The organism is uncultured Apibacter sp., from assembly GCF_946479295.1.
Lineage (GTDB): Bacteria > Bacteroidota > Bacteroidia > Flavobacteriales > Weeksellaceae > Apibacter.
In genome coordinates this window covers 22332-44413 of record NZ_CAMLFD010000021.1, presented here as the reverse complement: position 1 = coordinate 44413, position 22082 = coordinate 22332, and the positions used below count along the sequence as shown (strand labels likewise).

16 protein-coding genes are annotated in these 22082 nt (G+C 29.6%); 9 read left to right on the top strand and 7 right to left on the bottom strand.

Features of this window, described 5'->3' with window-relative positions:
- The first annotated feature begins 531 nt into the window (after nucleotides 1–531).
- The 5 genes from Q0T35_RS10520 to hemL all read left to right on the top strand — a co-directional run bounded on the left by Q0T35_RS10520 (nucleotide 532) and on the right by hemL (nucleotide 7050).
- Nucleotides 532–2034, top strand: coding sequence for a peptide MFS transporter (locus Q0T35_RS10520; protein WP_295843011.1), 1503 nt, complete (start codon nucleotides 532–534; stop codon nucleotides 2032–2034).
- Between the two features lie 30 nt (nucleotides 2035–2064).
- A complete protein-coding gene (locus Q0T35_RS10515; RefSeq protein WP_293916877.1) occupies nucleotides 2065–3453 on the top strand; it encodes a peptide MFS transporter in 1389 nt (462 codons plus the stop codon).
- A 316-nt stretch (nucleotides 3454–3769) separates the two neighbouring features.
- Nucleotides 3770–4675 carry a 1-aminocyclopropane-1-carboxylate deaminase/D-cysteine desulfhydrase gene (locus tag Q0T35_RS10510; protein ID WP_293916879.1) on the top strand — a complete coding sequence of 302 codons (906 nt, stop codon included), beginning with the start codon at nucleotides 3770–3772 and terminating at the stop codon, nucleotides 4673–4675.
- Nucleotides 4672–5748, top strand: coding sequence for a glucosaminidase domain-containing protein (locus Q0T35_RS10505; RefSeq protein ID WP_293916881.1), 1077 nt, complete (start codon nucleotides 4672–4674; stop codon nucleotides 5746–5748). The genes Q0T35_RS10510 and Q0T35_RS10505 overlap by 4 nt, the downstream gene beginning before the upstream one ends.
- Before the next feature lie 15 nt (nucleotides 5749–5763).
- A complete protein-coding gene (gene hemL, locus Q0T35_RS10500; protein WP_295843007.1) occupies nucleotides 5764–7050 on the top strand; it encodes a glutamate-1-semialdehyde 2,1-aminomutase in 1287 nt (428 codons plus the stop codon).
- Between the two features lie 86 nt (nucleotides 7051–7136).
- On the opposite strand, the gene Q0T35_RS10495 is transcribed toward hemL, so the two are convergent.
- Both Q0T35_RS10495 and Q0T35_RS10490 read right to left on the bottom strand, forming a co-directional pair.
- Nucleotides 7137–7454, bottom strand: a complete 318-nt coding sequence (locus Q0T35_RS10495) for a DUF4286 family protein (RefSeq protein WP_293916884.1) — start codon at nucleotides 7452–7454, stop codon at nucleotides 7137–7139.
- Nucleotides 7455–7473: 19 nt separating this feature from the next.
- Nucleotides 7474–8901, bottom strand: a complete 1428-nt coding sequence (locus tag Q0T35_RS10490; protein ID WP_293916887.1) for a TonB-dependent receptor — start codon at nucleotides 8899–8901, stop codon at nucleotides 7474–7476.
- Nucleotides 8902–8935: 34 nt separating this feature from the next.
- Here Q0T35_RS10490 and Q0T35_RS10485 point away from each other — a divergent pair, with 34 nt between their 5' ends.
- A complete protein-coding gene (locus tag Q0T35_RS10485; RefSeq protein WP_293916889.1) occupies nucleotides 8936–9709 on the top strand; it encodes an MBL fold metallo-hydrolase in 774 nt (257 codons plus the stop codon).
- A gap of 150 nt (nucleotides 9710–9859) precedes the next feature.
- Nucleotides 9860–11953, top strand: a complete 2094-nt coding sequence (pta, locus tag Q0T35_RS10480) for a phosphate acetyltransferase (protein WP_293916891.1) — start codon at nucleotides 9860–9862, stop codon at nucleotides 11951–11953.
- Nucleotides 11954–12106: 153 nt separating this feature from the next.
- On the opposite strand, the gene Q0T35_RS10475 is transcribed toward pta, so the two are convergent.
- Nucleotides 12107–12610: a DUF456 domain-containing protein gene (locus tag Q0T35_RS10475; protein WP_293916893.1), complete on the bottom strand. Its 504-nt coding sequence runs from the start codon at nucleotides 12608–12610 to the stop codon at nucleotides 12107–12109.
- Between the two features lie 95 nt (nucleotides 12611–12705).
- Between Q0T35_RS10475 and Q0T35_RS10470 the strand changes: the two genes are divergently transcribed.
- Entirely contained in the window at nucleotides 12706–13917 is a 1212-nt protein-coding gene (locus tag Q0T35_RS10470) for a mechanosensitive ion channel domain-containing protein (protein ID WP_295843004.1), read from the top strand.
- On the opposite strand, the gene Q0T35_RS10465 is transcribed toward Q0T35_RS10470, so the two are convergent.
- Both Q0T35_RS10465 and Q0T35_RS10460 read right to left on the bottom strand, forming a co-directional pair.
- Complete coding sequence (locus Q0T35_RS10465; protein ID WP_295843003.1) at nucleotides 13914–14522, bottom strand: TetR/AcrR family transcriptional regulator; 609 nt, start codon at nucleotides 14520–14522, stop codon at nucleotides 13914–13916. The genes Q0T35_RS10470 and Q0T35_RS10465 overlap by 4 nt on opposite strands.
- A 183-nt stretch (nucleotides 14523–14705) precedes the next feature.
- Nucleotides 14706–17120 (bottom strand): TonB-dependent receptor plug domain-containing protein, encoded by a 2415-nt coding sequence (locus Q0T35_RS10460; RefSeq protein WP_295843001.1) that lies wholly within the window; start codon nucleotides 17118–17120, stop codon nucleotides 14706–14708.
- 211 nt (nucleotides 17121–17331) lie between these two features.
- On the opposite strand from Q0T35_RS10460, the gene Q0T35_RS10455 reads away from it, so the two are divergent.
- The gene (locus tag Q0T35_RS10455; protein WP_295842999.1) at nucleotides 17332–19332 is read left to right on the top strand and encodes a ComEC/Rec2 family competence protein; all 2001 of its coding nucleotides are present in this window, start codon (nucleotides 17332–17334) and stop codon (nucleotides 19330–19332) included.
- Here the strand turns inward: Q0T35_RS10455 and Q0T35_RS10450 are convergent.
- Nucleotides 19329–19817, bottom strand: coding sequence for a thioredoxin family protein (locus tag Q0T35_RS10450; RefSeq protein WP_295812864.1), 489 nt, complete (start codon nucleotides 19815–19817; stop codon nucleotides 19329–19331). The genes Q0T35_RS10455 and Q0T35_RS10450 overlap by 4 nt on opposite strands.
- A 79-nt stretch (nucleotides 19818–19896) precedes the next feature.
- Nucleotides 19897–22020 carry a TonB-dependent receptor plug domain-containing protein gene (locus Q0T35_RS10445; RefSeq protein ID WP_295842996.1) on the bottom strand — a complete coding sequence of 708 codons (2124 nt, stop codon included), beginning with the start codon at nucleotides 22018–22020 and terminating at the stop codon, nucleotides 19897–19899.
- Between the last annotated feature and the right edge of the window lie 62 nt (nucleotides 22021–22082).

Below are 22082 nucleotides of genomic sequence, written 5' to 3'. Positions count from 1 at the left end.
AGAGAGCCTTGTATAATTATATACAAGGCTTTTTTTATGAATAAAAAATACAAAATCTACCCAAAATCATCCCATCATAATCCCCCCTCTTACTCCTATTTATTTAACATATATTAAAATCTTAAGCCTATTGTTTTTTTAATTTTTACTATTTTTTACACTTATTTAGTTATTGAATGCTTATAAATATAGTACATTTCAATCTGAATTAGATAATATTAATAAAAATCAACATATTTATGTTAATTAATTATATTTAATAATATAATTAATTAGTTTTATACAAATTTCAAATATTTGCTAATAATAATTATTTTATTAGTAAGCTTGAAATTTTCAATTATGGAATAAATTTGATAAACTTTTTAATAATAAATTATTTTATTTTTAAGATTATTGTATAGATTTCTATTTGATTTTAGGATTTTTTAGTATTTTTGATTTTATTAAATCAATTACCATCTTGTTATTAATTGATTTTCAACTAATTATACTTTAAAATAAATAATACTACGATTTTTAGTAAAGAATATGAATAACAATATCCAAAAAAATATAGAACTCACTCTTGATGAAATTCATAATTTTCGCGGTAAATATCCAAAACAATTAATATATCTATTTTTAATAGAGATGTGGGAACGTTTCTGTTTTTATGGAATGAGAGGAGTTCTAACTATTTTTATGGTAGGGCAATTAGGAGTTACCGATAAAGAATCTAATTTAAAATATGGCGCAATTCAAGCATTTATTTATGCATTTACTTTTATAGGAGGAATACTTGCCGACAAAATATTAGGATTTAGAAAGTCACTTTTTATAGGAGGCATTACTATGGTTTTGGGTAATTTAATTATAGCCTATTCTCCTCACGATTTTTTTTATTTTGGAATAACGCTTTCAATAATAGGTACAGGATTTTTTAAACCTAATATATCCACTATGGTTGGAGAATTATATAGTGAAAAAGATCCGCGAAGAGATGCCGGCTTCGGACTCTTCTATTCAGGAATAAATTTAGGTGCTTTATTTGGAGGCATATTATGTGTATATTTAGGAAAATATCATTCTTGGAATTTATGCTTTTTAGCTGCGGCTATAGTCATGTTAATAGGAATTATAATCTTTTTAATCACAAAAAAATATTTAGGGCCAATAGGAGATTCTCCACTACGTAATATGAAAGCTTCATCAAGAAGACTACGTGAAATAGTTGTATATGTGGGAGTACTATTATGTTTCCCAATTATTTATGCCATGATACATAATACAAGATACACAGATTACTTTATGTATACAATCGGTCCATTGGCAATATTATTATTCGTAATTGAATTAATAAAAATTAAAAGTATCCAAATTCGAAAAAAACTGATGGCTGCAATGATTTTAATTGTATTTTCAGTGTTGTTTTTTGCATTTTTTGAACAGAGTGGAGGAGCATTAGCAATTTTTGCTGAAAGTAATCTAAGTCATAAGTTACTATTTTTTACTATTGATCCGAATATAGTTAACAATAGTTCAAATGCATTATTCGTAATAGTTCTTAGTCCTTTATTTGGTTTATTATGGTTATGGTTAGCTAAGTTTAAACTGGAACCAAATACAGTAATAAAATTCGGACTTGGATTTTTATTTCTTTCAGCATCATTTTATGTTTTATATAGTACAAGATATTTTGCTGATAATAATGGGATAGCCTCTTTAAACATTTTTACAATAGCATATTTAGTGATGACATTTGCAGAACTTTGCTTATCACCAGTAGGATTGTCCATTGTAACGAAATTATCACCTAAAAATTTATCAGGGATGATGATGGGATTATGGTTTTTAGCTAGTTCGTATGCTCAATATGTGGCAGGATTATTAGGAGCGGGAATGTCATCATCCTATGAAAACGCTTCTTTAACTGATAAACTATATTCGTATACATCAGGATTTGAACAATTAGCAAATTACGCATTAATCGCAGGATTAATTATAATCTTATTCTCACCTCTTATTCGAAAATTAATGCAAGGAATTAAATAATAAAGAAAGTAAAAACTAAGAATAATTATTATGACAGAAACTCAAGTCAAGAAAGGACATCCTAAAGGATTATACTTACTGTTTTTAACAGAAATGTGGGAACGTTTTTCCTATTATGGGATGCGGGGAATATTAATGCTTTATCTTACCAAATCTTATTTAGAAGGAGGGCTAGGTATTGATGCTGAAACAGCTAGTTTAATCTATGGTTACTTTACGGGGTTTGTATACTTTACGCCGTTGATAGGCGGATGGTTGGCAGATAGATATTTAGGTCAACGACATTCCATAACAATTGGAGGAATTATAATGATGTTCGGACAACTTGCCTTGTTTTCATTGAATACCCATATCGGTCTATGTGTAGGACTATTTCTATTGATAATAGGAAATGGCTTTTTTAAGCCTAATATTTCAACATTAGTGGGAGGATTATATTCAGATGGAGATCCAAAAAGAGATTCGGCATTCTCCATTTTTTATATGGGAATCAATCTCGGCGCTTTGATTGCACCCATAATTATAGGAATATTAACCGATGATATTTTTTCGACTAAAGATGCTGCTGGAAAAATTATTTCCTATGGATATAAATATGGATTCCTGGCAGCAGCAGCAGGGATGTTCTTAGGGCAGATCAGTTATAATATGTTAGCAAAAAAATATTTAGGAGATTTAGGTTTGAAACCGCAAGGTAAAATAGATAAAAACGATATGAAAAATGAAACAAATACTAATGCTCCATTAACAAAAAATGAGAAACAAAGAGTTACGGTAATATTTATCTATTTCTTTTTTGCCATTTTCTTTTTCGCAGGCTTTGAACAGGCAGGTTCATCATTAACATTGTACACAGATAAATTTATCGATAGGAATGTAAATTTACCTTCAATTGGAGGATATGTCATTCCCACCTCATTATTTCAATCGATAAATCCATTTTTTATAGTATTGTTGGCACCGATTTTTGCGTATTTCTGGAATACAAAGCTAGGACAAAAACTAACAACTCCTTTGAAAATGGGATTAGGTATGGTAATTTTAGGAGTTGGTTTTTTCTTTATGTTGGGAGCTGTAGCTGAAAGAGGTGGCGATATATCAGATGTTACTATTAAAGCCAGTATTTGGTGGGTAATTTTAACCTATTTAGTTCACACGATAGGAGAATTATGCTTATCGCCTGTAGGATTATCTGTAGTAACCAAGTTAGCTCCACCTAAATTAGCATCTCTTCTTATGGGGGTATGGCTTATGGCATCTTTTTTTGCAAATATTTTAGGTGGATATTTAGCTTTTATAATTCAAACACTCGGAGCAGGAAAAATATTTTTATACATTTCTATATTTGTAATTATTTGTGGAATACTAATGATTGCACTTAATAAAGTATTAGTTAGAATGATGCAAGGTGTAAGATAAATACTGAATAATTATATACAAGATATTTTAAAGCATATTCTTTTTGTGAAAAAATTAAAGAATATGCTTTAATTATTTATCATTAAGGAACTTTACATGAAATTAAGTATAAATAAAAACAAAGTCTAAAAATAGGCTTTCTCTTTTTTAAAAATTTATTTTTTTAATGTAATCTTAATGAACTATGGCTACTATATTTAAATACAATCAAATCATTCTATAAAATTCATATAATTAGCTAACCCAAAAGAGAGTGTAATAATTACAAGAATTTATGAATAATTAATACTAATATATAAATCATAAGTTAAGAAAAATGAGCACACCCATACAAACCTTCCAATTTCCCGGATTACAGACTGAGCAAATTCTCCATATAAAAAGAGAAGATATGATACATCCTGTTATTTCGGGTAATAAATTCTGGAAATTAAAATATAATCTTATAAAGGCTAAAGATTTAGGGAAACAAATATTGGTAACCTTTGGAGGGGCTATGTCTAATCATATCGTAGCCTGTGCTGCTGCCGCTCAAGCTAACGGTTTTCAATCAATAGGAATAATTAGAGGTGAGGAAATCGTTGAAAAATGGAAGGAAAATATAACTTTAACCGAAGCATCGGAATATGGAATGAAATTTTTTTTTGTACCCAGGCAAGAATATAGATTAAAAGAAAAGTCAAAGTATATACAAAATATACTTGATAAAATACCTAATTATTATTTAGTACCCGAAGGAGGAACCAATACCTTAGCAGTGAAAGGAGCCTCCGAAATATTATCGGAAGAAACTTACAACTATGATATCATTACTTCAGCAATGGGCACTGGCGGAACCTTAGCAGGATTATCGGTAGGTGCAAAAGCATACCAGTTAGTGATAGGTTTCCCAGTTTTGAAAAATGCTCATTTTTTAGTTAAAGAATTATTAAAATATACTCATAAAAAAAATTTTATAGTAAATTTGGAGTATCACTTCGGAGGATACGCTAAAATTACGACAGAATTAATTGATTTTATTAACGAATTTTATTATCTCAATAATATACCTCTTGATCCAGTTTACACAGGAAAAATGATGTTTGGACTCAGAGATATGATAAAAAAAGGACAAATAGATAAAGATAAAAAAATTTTAGCGGTACATACAGGAGGTTTACAGGGCATTAAAGAAATGAATAAGTACTTAAGTAAGAAAAGCAAACCTATTATTGTAACATGAAAAAATTAGGCATATTTCTATTATCGATAGTTTTAGGAAGTTTCATACAAGCACAAAATACTCTCAAAAAAGATGATTTATATATACAAGACTATGCTAAAATAGCTGTGGAAGAAATGGAAATGTATCAAATTCCTGCTAGTATTACCTTGGCGCAAGGTATCTTAGAGACAGGAAATGGACAAAGTATATTAGCGAAAGAAGGCAATAATCATTTTGGGATAAAGTGTAAAAATGATTGGACGGGGGGAAGAATGTATCATGATGACGATGCCAAAGGAGAATGTTTTAGAAAATATAACTCAGCAAAAGAATCCTATAGAGATCATTCTTTATTTTTAGCTGAAAGGCCTTACTATAAAAAATTATTTCAATTAGATAGGAAGGATTACAAAGCGTGGGCGCATGGATTAAAAAAAGCAGGGTATGCTACAAACCCTAAATATGCCTATATGTTGATTGATCTAATAGAGAGATATAAATTGTATCTGTTCGATTCATTAACTTCTGATGAAGTGGATGTAAAACTTGCAGAGTTGTATCCCGGTTCGTATAAATCCAATATTTCAGATGAACAGCCTATCTTAGTAGCTGATATTAATACTAAGGATCGTGAAATCAAAGATAAAAAGAATCAAAGTTCTATAAAGAATCCAGCTAAGAAGAAAATTGAAAATGTAAAGAAAATAGTTGTAACAAAGGTTAATAATTTTCAATTTCCCAGTTCGAGAATCAAAATTCATCCTAATGGACATGTAAAATATATTGTATTTAAAGATGGAGATACCTTGGAAGACATATCAAAAGCGTATCATATTTCTCTAAATCAATTAAAAGCATACAATGATTTGGTTTTTCAGGATAATATTGAGGTCAATCAAAAAATATTTTTAGAACCAAAAAAGAAAAAAGGACTAAGCAAGGAACATGTGGTAAAAGAAGGAGAAAGGATGTATCATATAGCCCAGGAAAATGGAATTTCTTTAATCCAATTATATAAAATAAATTTAATGTTTCCAGGCGATGAACCCAAAAAAGGAGATAGAATTTTGTTAAAAGGAAGAAAAAGTTAAATAATAAAATTTTAGATGATATTTAAAAGAAGCAGAGCTTTATTTGAAGAGGCCCGTAAATATATACCTGGAGGAGTAAATTCACCTGTTAGAGCATTTAAATCAGTAGGAGGAACTCCGATTTTTATAAAATCAGCGAAGGGAGCTTATCTTACCGATGAAGATGGAAATAAATATATAGATTATATCAATTCATGGGGGCCTATGATTCTTGGGCATAATCATACAGAAGTGGTAGAGGCAGTCAGAAAACAAATGCAAAATGGATTTTCTTTTGGAACTCCTACAGAATTGGAAACTGAAATTGCAAAATTAATTACCTCCTTTGTTCCAAATATTGACAAAATTAGAATGGTGAATTCAGGTACAGAAGCCTGTATGTCGGCAATTCGGTTAGCAAGAGGGTATACCTCTAGAAATAAGATTATTAAGTTTGAAGGATGCTATCATGGACATTCAGATTCTTTTCTTATAAAGGCAGGAAGTGGTGCGGCAACATTTGGAAATCCTAATAGTCCCGGAGTAACAAATGGCACAGCAAAGGATACTTTATTGGCGAGATATAATGACATTGACTCGGTGCAATCACTTTTTGAAAATAATAAAAATGAAATAGCGGCAGTTATTTTAGAGCCAATAGCAGGAAATATGGGATGCGTTCCCCCGAAAAAAGATTTTCTTAAACAATTAAAATTTCTATGTAAAGACAATCAATCATTACTCATTTTTGACGAAGTTATGACCGGTTTTCGCGCAAAATTAGGCGGTGCGCAAGATTTTTTTAATGTACAAGCAGATATAGTAACCTATGGCAAAATAATAGGAGGAGGCATGCCTGTAGGGGCATTTGCTGCAAGAAAGGAAATTATGGATTTTTTATCTCCTGAAGGAAAAGTCTACCAAGCAGGTACATTATCCGGGAATCCGATTGCCATGTGTGCAGGGTATACGACTTTATCCATTCTTAAAAGCGATTTGGATATTTATGATCGAATTACCCAAACCACAAAAATATTATCTACGGAATTAAAGGCTATTTTTGAAAGTGCAGGAATTCAAATATGTATTAATCAATGTACTTCCATGTTGACCCTATTTTTTGGAATTTCTGAAGTTTCAAATTTTGATGATGCTTCCAAAGCCGATCATGATATGTTTAATAAATATTTTCATTTTTTACTTGAAAACGGCATTTATTTACCTCCTTCCGGTTATGAAACATGGTTTATATCCGATTGCATAAAAGAAGATGAGATTGATAAAACACTTACTATCAGTAAAAAGTTCATTTCATCAATTTAAAAATATTATAAAATTTAGAAGATACCGTGGCAGTTTTACTTATATTTTCTTCCAAATTTAGTTTGCTTTGAAAAAGAAGTATTGAATTAGAAATCAAAACTATCTATAAGTTCCAGTTCAGTTTTAAAAGATAATATTTTTGTTCCAAATGTATTAACAAGTAATTGAGAAAATTTATCGGAATAATTTCTGTAATAATCTTCTAAATCATTTTTACTTTTGGCATAATATTGTAGAGAATAGGTACATCCCGATTCATCGGAATGAGATGTTACTTTTGAAAATATGATTTTTGTAAATTTTTGTGTTTTTTTCATTTCCGGAATTAGGATATTTTTAACCCAAAGTAACCAATCTTTTTCCGAAGGATATTCCACGTGAAAGCTCTCTGAATATATAATCATTTTTTATAAGTAAGTGTTATTAATTATTTGCAAAATCCATAGTGTAGCCGAACATGCCCTTTTCTTTAATCATATCTGCAACTTCTTTAGGCATTTTATTTTCCCATCCCGATTTTCCTGAAGCTATTTGAGAAAGAATTTGTTTGCCATATATTTTAAGATAAGAGTCATTGTAATCGTTAATATCTACAATTCTTTTATTTTTCTTAAAATATTTGTATAAATCTTTTAAAGATTCATTTACTTTTAAATTATCAGAATTAAGAAGCTCTCCTGTTTCCTGATTAATATAAGGATAAAGATAAATTCTCATCTGTTGTTTAAATAACTTACCAAAGGCTTCCATAATTCCACCACTAAGTCCAGTATAGTAACTTTCCTCAAAAATATCTAATAAATTATTTACTCCCATCGTAATGCCAATTCGTTCAGAGGTAAATCTGCTAAAATAATCCACTAATCTATAATATTCGGAAAAATTAGAAATTAAAACGGTATATCCCAACTTTCCCAAGACATCGGCACGATCTAAAAAATCTTGCTCATTAATTTCCCCGGAAGAAAGTAAATTAGATAAGGTTATTTCAAACAAAACCTTAGTATTTTGATGGTCAACATTTTTTTCTTTCATAAACATTTTAAGTCCCTGATAACACATGTCTATGTTTACATGGGTAACTGGGCGAAAACTTCCTCTTAACGCAAGAATGTTTTTGTTATATAACTCATCCGCCGGGAGTACATTTTTACCATTAGGTCTAAAAACAGCGGCATCAGACATTCCGTTTTTAACTAATTGTAAACTCAATAAACGATTATCTACAGAATGATATCTCGGTCCGCTAAAATTAATCATATCGATCTCTATTTTATCGATACTTAATTCATCATATAGAGAATTAATAATTTTTTTTGGATTATCACTGTAGAAAAAAGCGCCGTAAATTAAATTTACTCCTAATATTCCTAAGGTTTCTTGTTGTAATTTCGCCTCATTTTCATGGAAACGTACATGCAAAATAATTTCATTATAAGCTTCCGATTCCTGTAACTGAAATCGAATGCCTACCCACCCGTGTCCTTTGAAAGTTTTATTAAAGTTGATAGTGGTTACCGTATTGGCATAAGTGAAAAATATTCTGCCAGAGTTATTATTTCTATCAATTCGATCTTCAATAAGCTTAATTTCATGGTCTAGCATTTTTAGTAACCTAGCCTGAGAAACATATCTATTATCAGGTTCTTTTCCATAAATAGAGTCGCTGACTTCCTTATCGTAAGCGGATATTGCTTTCGCTATGGTCTTAGAGGCAGCTCCGGCTCTAAAAAAGTAACGTACGGTTTCCTGACCCGCACCAATTTCTGAAAAAGTTCCATAAATATTCTTGTTTAAATTAATCTGAAGAGCTTTTTGTCTAGGCGTAAGTACTTGTTTATGAGAGAGCATTGTTTAAACTTTTGTTCGTAAATTTACAAAAATTATGGTACTACAAAAAAGTAATATAACATTCTTAGGAACTGGTACTTCTCAAGGAATTCCGGTTATTGGCTCAAACGATCCAGTCTGTAAATCTATGGACACTAAAGATAAAAGATTACGAACCTCTGCATTAATTCATTATAAAGGGGTGGATATTTTAATAGATTGCGGTCCTGATTTTCGACAGCAAATGTTAAGAGAAAACAAATCTAATGTAGATGTAGTATTAATTACTCATGAACATACGGATCATACTGGCGGATTAGATGATTTACGACCTATAAATTTTCTAAAAGGGCAAGATATTCCTATATATGGAAAAGAAAGAGTATTGGAAGATATAAAAAGAAGATATGCCTATGCCTTTGCAGAAGAAAAATATCCGGGAGCTCCGGGGTTTGAATTACATTCTGTACAGGGTATTATAACCTTACCTAATGTTTCCATACTTCCTATAAATGTATTGCACGGTAAATTACCTATTTTAGGTTTTAAGATTGGCGGATTGTCTTATATTACTGATGCATCCTATGTTTCTGAAGAGGAAATCGAAAAAATAAAACATACGGATATTTTGGTCATTAATGCCTTGAGAAAAGATGCTCACGCTTCACATTTTAACTTGACTCAAGCCTTAGAGTTTATTGATAAGGTTAAGCCCCAAAAGGCGTATTTAACACATATCAGTTATCAATTGGGATTTCATGAAGAAATAGAAAAAATGCTGCCTCCTAATGTTTTTCCGGCTTACGATGGATTAAAAGTTGAGTTCTGAGGATAGACCAATCTTATTTTGGTTATAAACAAAAATATCTAAAGATTATTTAGCATTATTTAGATATAGTTTAATTTGAGAATTAAATTATAAGTATATCTTCCAATTTTGTACTTTTGTAAAACTTTCAATTATATTATTACTAAATAAATGAACAACAGATCAGTATATGTGGCGGCTACTTGTCCTTACAGTGGGAAATCTTTGATTAGCCTGGGGATATTGCAAATGGTCATGAGGAGAACACCTAATATAGGTTATTTTCGTCCTATTATCGATGATTTGGATGATGGGATAAAAGATAACCATATTGAAACTATGATTTCTTTTTTTAATTTGAATCAAAGTTATGAAGATGCCTACGCTTTTACTAAAAGCGAAATTATTGACCTTCAAAATAGTGGGAGATTAAATGATGCTTATGATAGTATAATACAAAAGTATAAGGCTTTAGAAGATAAATTTGATTTCGTTTTGATTGATGGAACTGATTTATCAGCCGGAAGTACTTCTTTAGAGTATGATTTAAATGTAATTATAGCTAAATCTTTAAATATACCAGTAGTCTTGGTTGTTAAGGATTCCTTTAAAAACTCTCATGATTTAGCTAAAAATATTAGTCTTGAATTAAATAATTTTTTAAAGAAAGATAATAAGGTTATTGCAGTAATTGTTAATAAATGTGATAAGAATATAGAGGAGGTAATTACCAAAAGCAAGAAAAGAATTGGGGATTCTGTATTGTTATCAATAATTCCTAACGACAAACCTTTGAGCTTCCCGACTCTTAAAGAAGTAGCAGATGTTTTAGGAGCTAAAGTGCTACATGGAAGTGAAAATCTTAATAGATCAATTAATAAATTTATGATAGGAGGTATGCTCTTATCACAATTTATAAACTATGTAGATGATGATTGTGTAGTAATCCTTCCAGGTGACAGATCTGATTTAATCATAGGAACATTACTTTCCAACTTATCTAATTTCAAAAGGATATCTGGGATAATATTAACGGCAGGGATCAGTCCTGACGCATCAATAATGAAAATGGTTGATGGTTCCAGTGTAAATATGCCTATCTTACTTGTAGATATTGGCACATTCGAGGCAGCTACCGCTATAGATAATATTAAATCAACCATATATCCGGAGAATAGCGCTAAAATAAAACGTAATATTGATCTTTTCGAACAATATGTAGATGTACCGGAGCTTGATAAACGAATATCTTCTTTTAAAATTGAAGGAATTACTCCAAGAATGTTCCAGTATAATTTATTGAAAGAAGCTAAAGCAGCTCATAAACATATAGTATTACCGGAAGGTGGAGATGAAAGAATTATACGAGCAGCCTCTATGTTGGCGGATGATGAAATAGTAAAAATTACTATTTTAGGAAAGCAGGAAGAAATTATACAAAAGGTAAATCAGCTTGGACTGAATTGGAATACAGATCTTATTTCCGTATTAGATAATACGGATAATGATAAACTCAATGATTATGTAGAAACCTTGTATGAGATAAGGAAAGATAAAGGTATGGAGCTTGCTCAGGCAAGAGACTTAATGCTCGATGCTTCTTATTTTGGAACGATGATGGTTTACAAAGGAGATGCAGATGGAATGGTTTCCGGAGCTCAGAATACAACTGCTCATACTATACTTCCAGCTTTACAATTTGTTAAAACAAAGCCGGGTATTAAAACTGTTTCTTCTGTATTTTTTATGCTCTTACAGGACAGGGTATTAGTATATGGAGATTGTGCGATTGTTCCTAATCCGACCTATGAACAATTGGCTGATATAGCTATATCTGCTGCAGGTACGGCTAAAAATTTTGGAATTGAACCGAAAATTGCCATGCTTTCTTATTCTTCAGGATATTCAGGAGCTGGAGTAGATGTTGATAAGGTTAGAAAGGCAACTGAGCTGGTAAAATCTTTACGTCCGGATTTGTTAATAGAAGGTCCTATACAATACGATGCAGCTGTGGTTCCAAGCGTCGGAAGCAGTAAAATGCCAGGTTCTTTAGTAGCAGGTAAAGCAAATGTTCTGATATTTCCGGATTTAAATACAGGAAATAATACTTACAAAGCTGTACAGAGAGAATCAGGCGGCTTGGCTTTAGGGCCTGTATTACAAGGCTTGAAAAAACCGATAAATGACCTAAGTAGAGGAGCAACCATTGAAGATATATATAATACTGTGGTAATTACTGCTATTCAAGCTGCAAATAATAACTAAAATTATAATATAAATATCATAGACAAACTCTATTAACAGTTACTGTTGATAGAGTTTTTTATTGCTAAACATTAGATTGTATTGTTGAAATTTTTCTAGATTGTAAGATCAAATGAATAAAAAGTTAATCGATAAATTTTAAATAAATATTGCTTATCCATTGTTACTGAAATAGGTATAGGTAAGATGAATAATAAAGATGGTCATAATTATACCGCATACAATAATATTAACACCCATACTTAAAAAATAACCTAATAAAGCACCTACAGAAGCTTTTAAAGCACCTTTTTTATCCATAAAATCATGCATCAATTCTCCAAATAAGGCTCCTAAAAAAGGACCGTATAAAAAACCGGAAGGAAGAAAAAAACCTGCAAATATTCCTAGGGAAGCACCAATTATACCATATTTAGATCCTCCAAATTTTTTGGCTGTAAGAATAGGTATAAAATAGTTTACGACAAATGCTAATAGAGTTAAAGTTGCACAAAAAGCTACCCACCACCAACTTAACGAGTCTCCAAGTGGAGATAGTTTATAAATTAATAAACCTATAAATGCAATGGGAGTTCCCGGCAATGCAGGTAAGACGGAACCTATCATACCAATAATTATAAGTATAAATATTAAAACTATCCAAATTAAATCAGGCATAAAATGTGATATATTAAATATAACCATAAAGATAGTTAATAAATAACAAACATTATACTTTATCCATAATAAAATGATATAATAGTAATGAATTAATGACTGAGATAAATATATTAAGACTTAAAAATGAAAATTCAATAATTGATAAATTAGATAGTTATATATCAAAAAATTTACCTGATGATATAGTATTAATATCACAAATTACAAGTAAAATTTTGATCGTATTAATTATATTTCTGATTTTAGATTTTTTCCAGCGAAAAGTCTTATTGAAAATCGCTTTAAAAATAGTTCCTAAAACAAAAAATATCTTGATGAATACATTTATAAAAAAAAATGTATTTACAAGCTTTTTTCGATTATTTCCTTTAGGAATATGCTATCTTTTAGTCCCCTTAATATTTTATTCTCATCCACAAAGTTTTCATATTCTTAATTTAATATTCAGTATATTTTTAATCGTATTTATTGCAAAATTTTTTATTAGTATTATTGATTCTTATAATGATGTGGAAAACAGGGATAAAAGCTATAGGACCATTGCTTTAAATACTTTTTTGGAGTTTCTTAAAATTATAATTGTATTATTATCAAGTTTTATTGTTATATCCATCGTATTTGATCTATCAAGCTCAAATTTTTTTACTTTTTTAGGGGCTATAATGGCTGTAATAATTTTGGTATTTAGAGATCCTGTATTAGGATTTGTGGCCGGAATAAATATTGCAAACTCCAAACAATTAAAATCAGGAGATGAAATTTATATATCTAAATATAATTTAGAAGGAATAATATTAGAAATAAATTTGGTAACAACTAAGATTCAAAATAAAGATAAGACTATATCTACCATACCAACTTATGACTTAATATCAACAGAAGTTATAAATTACGAACCTATGAAATCTTCTCATTCTAGAAGGATAAAAAGGTCGATAATCATTGATAGTCAATCTGTCCTATTTTTAGAAAAAAAAGAGCTTGATGAGATGAAAATTAATGAAGCATTGCATCAGTACTTTACTTCTCAAAAAACTGAAAATGATTTGATACAAACAAATTTGGGATTATTTAGGAATTATATTAAATGGAATCTTCAAAATCATTTACTAATATCGAAGAAAGATACCCTAATGGTTAGATTGTTAGATCCTACCATTTATGGAATACCTATAGAAGTATATTGTTTTACCGATACTTCGGATTTACTTGAATTTGAAGATATACAAGCGGAAATTTTTGAGCATATAATCTCAATATCAACTTTATTCGGACTTAAAACTGTAGCGGGCGTAACCTCTTAACTTTTGGAGATGTATTTTTCAAGTTCCTTAATGCCTTTTTTAGTAGCAATAGACCGTATTAATAATTCAATGAAATATTTCTTTACAGGAATCTCACTTAAATTTACTTCTGTAAAGCTATTCTCCATTATGATCATTTTTTCAATGAGATAAAAATATTCAATGGTTAATTTTTTATTCATTTTAGCGCGGTATATACCTTCCTCAATTCCTAAAATTATATTATTTTTAATGAAATTTTTTATAGAATTATTATACAAAGAAACCATTTCCGAATAGATGTCAGGATAAAAGTTTTTAAGTTGAAATAAAGTTTGGTTTTCTCTGAAAAAAATAGAAGAAGTACTATTTTCAAGAATAAGAAATTTCTGGTGGATAATATTAGGATAATCCTTTATTTTATTTTCCATTTCCTGAATATAAGAAGTCAAACATTTGTTAAAGGTGTTTTTTATTAAATCTTCTTTACTGGAAAAATGCTCGTATAAAGTTTTTTTTGACATGCATAAACCTTTACTGATCATATCCATGGTAACCATTTTGACGCCGATTTGTGTAAATAATTCTATCGATTTGCTAATAATTTGATCTTTGATTATATCCATAATGAATTGCTACATAAACAAATATAATAAAAATAGAGTAAAATATTTATTATTTTACTCTATTAATTCATGCCAATTCAATAATTATAAATCATTTATTGTTTATCATCTTAAAATGTAGATAAAAAAGGATAATTCAACATTTGACCATACAATTTGTTAGATTATTTAATTATTTATGCTTTAGAAATTATAGGTAACGCCAAAATTCCAAGTTCTACCATTTCCGAAATAAACCTGATTGGCCGTATCAATTCCTTTAAACTTGACATTATCAGCGCCCTTATCTCCTGATTTCAAATTGGTCTTAGAATAGGTCATAAAAACATCATTTAATACATTGTTGACATTAGCCCTAAAACGTAGTGAGGAATTATCTAAATAAATAGTATAAGAAGCACCTACATCTAAAGTGAAATAGTCAGGAAGCTCTATTAAATCGATTTTAGTATTACCAGCAACTCTAGTAATGTCAAAATCGGAGTATAATTTTTCATACCTATTTAAATCTGCATCAAAGGAAAAATTTTTAAAAGCTTTACATACTAATCCTACTCCATAACTAAATTGAGGAGCATTCGAAGTTTTTACTCCATCCAATAAAATATCTTGTTCGCTTATAATATTTGATAAATTATTGGAATCATAGGTGGTAGAATGTGCATTACCGTTATACTTCCAGCTACCTAAAGATAAATGTCCTTTGATATTTAATTTTTTTAATGGTTTGGCAAGCAATTCAACTTCAATTCCCTGATGGAGTTCATCAATTCCGGATCTGTTTTCAATTTGATTAATACTTTCATTGGAAATTGTTTCTACCCTATTATTCCAACTGGTTCGATATATATTGATACTTACATCCAAGAATCTATAATGAAGTTCATAGCCAATCTCTAGCCCTATAATTTCCTCATTGTCTGCCAACGGATTTACATCATTTTTCCAATTTAGAAATAAATTATTCTGGAATGGTTGTCTGGAATAATATCCGGCATTTGCAAAAATATTATGATTCTTGTTAATTTTAAAATTAGCTCCTCCTTTGATGTTATACCCCGTATTATTTAACGTTTTAGATTTCTGATTGGTTGGAGTATAGTTAAATCGATCTTTTCTTGAATTATATTGTTCGGAAATAACCCCCTGTATAAATGCACTCATAAATTTATTTACATACTCAAATTGACCGAAAGCTCCAATATATTGTATGGTTTCATCATAATCAAAACCTAGTTTTTGCCCCTTACTAACATTTCTGAATAATGAGCTCCAAGGATTTATGTTATAATTTTTAGTAACTGTGTTCATTCCATTTACATTAGTTGAAATATTATCAGAAACCCCAGATAGTCCCATAAAATTCATGGCTTGTTGAAAATGAGTTCCGGTATAAGCTCTCCCGTCAATTCCAACATTAAACTCGAAATGTTTTTTGAATTTGTGATTGAAATTGGAAACTAAGCCGTACCATTGATGGTCATTAACAGATGATCTCATAATATAATTATCTTTACCTGTTCCTATTCCGTCTGTATTATGAGTTAAATTGTAATCAAAGATAGCATCCCAATTAATTGTTCCATTTTGTTGATTTCTACTTCCGGGTATGGCATTCGCACTCTGAGGAGTTGAAATATTTTGTGTTTCAATATATTTAGATCCGAATCCTCCAGTACCGCCTCCTCTACCCAAGGAGCCATAAATTACAGTAGATAAGGTACTACGTTCATTGATTTTCCAATCCCAGTTTAAATTGGCAACCGATTTGTGATAATAGTTGGATCTTAATAAAAGTTCTTTACCATGAAACCAACCTTGGTTTACATTGTATTTATAGCCATATCTTTTATAATCGGATATTTTTGTATAGTATTTATGATCATGGTTTTGAGGAGCTCCGAAAATTATAAAATTAAAATTATGTTTTTGGTTAGGTTGAAAACCAATGGACAAAAAATAATTTTGTCCGGATCCTTTTGTTCCTCTACTATATCCATCACCTCTCCAGGTAGAGGTTGCAAAGGATACTCCCCATTTTCCTTGTAAGCCACTATTATATTCGTAGGTAGTTCTCCAAAATCCATCATTTCCTATTACAAATCTAGCAGTAGAACTTGCTTTTTTTTCTGTGGCTTTTGTAATAATATTTATCGTTCCGCCTACGGAAGATACAGCAAGTTTAGAAGAACCAAGCCCTCTTTGTACCTGAACAGTATTCGCAATATCTATCAATCCTGTCCAATTGGTCCAATACACTGTACCATCTTCCATTCCATTGACGGGTTGCCCGTTGACTAATACGGCAGTATTGGATTGATCAAAACCTCTAGTTACCATCTTAGCATCTCCATAACCGGTAGCATCATTTACATAAATAGAGGGGGTATTTTTCATAATCGCAGGAAATTCCTGGTTTCCTCCCTTATCCCTGATTTCTTGTTTTTTAATTATAGATACGGCAATAGGGGTTTCCCTTTCTTTAGCAACGTCGATAACTCCTTTCCCTATTATCAAAACGTCATCAATTACCTTTTCAGAAATTGTGGAAGAATCAGAAGGAATGTTTTGGGAAAAAAACATAGATGTAGGTGCCATAATGCTTAGAAAACAAAATAGCTCTGATGCTTTGTACTTTAGCTTCATAAAATAAATAATAATTTAATTAGTTTGTTTTGTATTCTTTTACAGTATAAATATAATAGTATTAAATAAAATAGTAAAATATATAATGATAAAATAAATGGTTATTTTATAAATTTTATAAAATTTTTTCTACTAAATTAGTATTTTAGCTAAATAATTTTTTATGGATCTTTCAAGAAATCCTTATGTATTCTATTTTTTTTCATTAGTAATAGGGGTTTTTCTTTGCGAAAAAATTTCTATTTCAATCTTATACTTATGTTTTTTACAAGGAGCATTATTGTTCTTTTTAGCATATATGACCAGTAAAATTAATTATAGAAAAATATTTTCACTTCTTATTTTGGGTTCTTGGTGTTTGATTGGTATAGTAGTAGGAAAATTAAATAACGATATTGCAAATGATCATTATATAAAATATAAAGAAAAAGGACATGCCCAATACGTAACAGTAATTATAAAAGAACAAAATAATTCTAATAAACAATATCGAAAATATACTGCTGAAGTAAAAACTATTTCATATAAAAATCAACGAAATCATACTTCAGGATCTATTATGCTTTTAGTTGATAAAGAAAAATTTAATTCGGTTTTTACTCTTGGAAATGAATACGTGTTAAAGGTTACATTAAGTGATCCTATAACACTTATGAATCCACACCAGTTTAATTATGCTCAATATTTAAAAAGAAACTATATTTTACAAATAGCTAAAGTAGATAAAATAATTTCAGAATCAGCCCATTCTTCTCTTGTATACATGATTAAAAATTTCAATCAAAATTTAATCACTAAGATTGAAAGCTCATTGTTGAGTGAAGACTCAAAAGAATTTTTGAAGGCATATTTATTAGGAGATCGATCGGAAATGAAAAAAGAATCTATAGATGCTTATTCAAAATCAGGAATCATGCATTTAATTGCAATATCAGGGATGCATATAGCCTTTATATTTGGGATCATTTTTTCTCTATTAAGCTGGGTGCTAAAAAGCGGGAATAGAAAAATTATAATTTTAACTTCGTTAAGCTTTGTATGGTTTTTCGGATGCTTAGTGGGATTATCTTCTTCTGTATTTCGTTCCTGCTTGATGATCACTATCTATTACCTTTTCGAGCTGTTAAAACGTACTGGTAATATTTATCATAGTATGGCCTTATCTGCGATTATTATACTTTTATGTGATCCTAATGAAATATATTCGGTCGGATTTCAATTAAGCTATATTGCAGTATTTTTCATATCATGGTTATCACCATCTATATATAAATATATGAAGGTAAAGAATAAAAGAGTTAACGAATGGATTTTAAATCCTTTAGCAGTAACTATAGCTGCGCAAATAGGGACTTTGCCATTTGTTCTTTTTTATTTCCATCAATTTTCATTGTTATCAATTCCAATTAATATACTCATTATTCCTTATACATTTGTTATAACATATTCTTCATTAGGTGAAATTTTTTTGGTTTTTTTACCTCTAGAATATCAGACCTATCCAACATTTATCTATGATTTTTTAGTTAAAATTCTCGTAGATGCAACCTATTATATTTCTTCAATGGAGAAGTTAATGTTTAAAAATATTTCATTAAACTTAATGGAATTACTATTTTTAACATCAGCTTTAATTTTTTTAAAAAATTACCTTTACCAGCTAAAAATAAAAACTATATTTCCTTTTTTTATCTGTGTTATATGTTTTCAATTGAGTATCTTGTATAATGATTTTAAATTATCATCTAAAAAAAGTTTTATTGTCTTCAATCATTCAAATACTTTACTAGGATTTAGAAATGGAAAAAAGCTATTAATAATAGGAAGCTCATCTGAAAATTGGGAAAAGGTAAAGCGGAATATCATAGACCCATATACTATCGGGGAAAGAATAAGTTCTGTTCAATATAAAACTTTACAAATGAATACAGTTTATAAATGGGAAAGAAAAAAAATTCTTGTTCTAAATAAACCGGGTAAAAATAATATGGATTCCGCTAATTACATAATTACCGACAAACTGTCGATCGTTAAAGAACCGAAGAATCCATGTACTATTATATTTACGGGTAATAAAATCCAATACGCAGATGGTCAAAACTATAAAAGCCCTTCAAATCATTGGATTACCTCAAGAAATGGAGCGTTTATATGTTCTCTTTAGTTATATTTTTGATCTAATTCGGATTTTACATTTTTTACCATTTTCAAAAATTCATCCGGTTGAATAAATCCTTTAAAAACATAGACAGATTCACCTTCTTTATTAATTAAAACCATGGAAGGATATATTAAATGACCTCCTAATATGTAATAAGCCCATGATTGTATGCCTATTTGGCCATTGCTAACATATTCAAAAACATGACCTTTAAAAGTAATGGATCCTTTAGATTCTGCATTAAATTTCACCGGAATAAAATTTTCATTAATATAAGTAGCAACCTCCTGATTTTGGAAGGTATATTTGTCTAAAAGTTTACATGGACCGCACCAATCTGCATAAATATCAACGAATAATAACCTTTCGTCCCCATGCATTTGTAAGCTATCGGCCTCTTGTATATTTTTCCACTGAATTAATTTATTATCTTGGGCAGATATATTTAAAAATAGTAGGAAAAATAACAGTATTATCGAATATTTCATAATAAAACTTTGCTACAAAAATATATATTAAATCAGAATTGATCAACTAAAATAAATTTTTTTTATCTAAGATTATTACTTAAAACTTTAGACTTATACCGGTTAAAAAATTAAAACCGGCTTGAGGATAATAATAAGGAGTATTATCGTTATAATATCCGTTATTTTCATATTTACAATTAAAAATATTATTTAAGGCAAGTTTAAAATTAAGGTATTTCATGGATAATAATGAGGGCGAAAATTCGAATGTCATATCTGAAACAAAGTATCCCTCTAATTTACCGTTTTTAGGCTTTTCATTTGTTAAATATTGACTGCTTACATATTGATTTATCCATTTACAATTTAGTTTTTTTATAGGTTTCCATTCTGCAATAAGATTACCGATATAGCTGGGAGAAAAAGCAATAGGCGTATTTCCAAGCTTTTCGATATATGAAGAAGAGTTTATATTTTTATTGATACTTATTGTTGAATTTGCAGATAATGATATCTTTTTAGTTAATTGATAAGAAGATGAAAGCTCGATGCCGGTTCGGTAACTTTTACCACTATTTTCTCGAATAAAACTTCCCACGTCATTAATTTTTCCGCTTAATACTAATTGATTAATATAATACATCCCATACCAATTTACCGAATATGAAAATTTATGGAAATTTTGTTGAACACCCAACTCAACATTGTGCATTAATTCTGCTTTGACATTTGAGTTTTCTAATATATCATTTCTGCTAGGTTCTCTTTGAGCTAATCCATATGTGACATATATCGTCCCCTTTTCAATTTTGTAAGAAGTACCAATTTTCGGATTTATAAAATTGTAATTTTTATTAAATTTGATTGTGCCACCATTTTTAAATATACTTTCCCCCCCCGGTACATCATGACCTTTATAATAAATGGAACGATACTGTATATCGGCAAATAATTCTAAATTCCGAGTAAGGTCATATATAGCTTTAAAAAAGCTCGAAACTTCATTTTTAATAGCTTTATTTCTATAATACTCATGATCAATATGTCCATTTGAGAAATATTCGCCCCAAATAACATTTCCATAATGATATCCTTCATAACTGTTTGCGCTTATACCAACTTCAAAATTCCATTTGTTGACATTCCCCGATAAACTATTTACTATGCCGTAAAAATTATTATCTAACCATTGCCTTCTAATTAAATCTGATTTTGATATGATTTCATTCCCTATAATTATATCTTTTAGTTTATAATTGGATAATTTGGAATTTTGTTTATATTCTTCATAATATCCTTTACCATGAGTATAAAAAAATGTTGAATTAATAGTCCAAACAGGGGTTAATTTTTCTTTTATATAAAAATGATAATGATTTTGATTATAATTGTCCGTTTCATTGTTATAATAACGAACTATATTTCCGTCACTATCATAAATAGCTCCACAAGAATTAAACGTTCTTCTTTTTTTCATCATTTGGGCATCAATACCATTCCAAGATTGATACGTTTTTTCTTTACCCCCGAAGGTCATAAATCCGACAGTAGTATTGTTTTTCTCATATAAACCATGGACATAATAAGAAAATAGATCGGAAAAAGCTCTGTCAATATATCCATCTGATTTAATAAAAGAAATTTTAGCATCAATTTTTAGTGCTTCATTAAAAAGATTTCCTGTTCCTAGTCCAAAAGTATGTTTATGTGTTTTAAAAGAACCAAGAGATTGATCAGTTTGAAAATAGGGTTTGCTGGAAGGTGCTTGTGTTTTTGCGTTTATACTTGCACCGAAAGAACCTGCACCCTCAGTTGAGGTTCCAACTCCACGTTGTATGGTAAGATTGGATAAACTAGAGGCAATATCCGGCATATTAACCCAAAAAGGACCTTGAGACTCAGCGTTATTTATAGGTACACCATTTAGAGTTACATTAATTCGAGTTTGATCACTACCTCGAATTCTTAAACTAGTATAACCAACACCGGCTCCAGCATCTGAAGTTGAAACTATTGAAAGATTATTTTTTAATAAATAGGGGATGTCTTGTCCCAGATTTTTTTCTTGCAATTGTTTTGCAGTAATTCGTTCTTTACTTATAGGGGCTTTTCCAGAAACAATAATTTCTTGTATCTGAATAATTGAATCTTTTTTTTTCTGCGCATGAAGATTAACACTTAAAAGAACAATAATAAAATAAAACCAATCCCTTTTTTTCATAATTATTTAATACCAGGGATAGTTTAAATTGAACTAAAATAAATAAGATTTCAAAATACTTG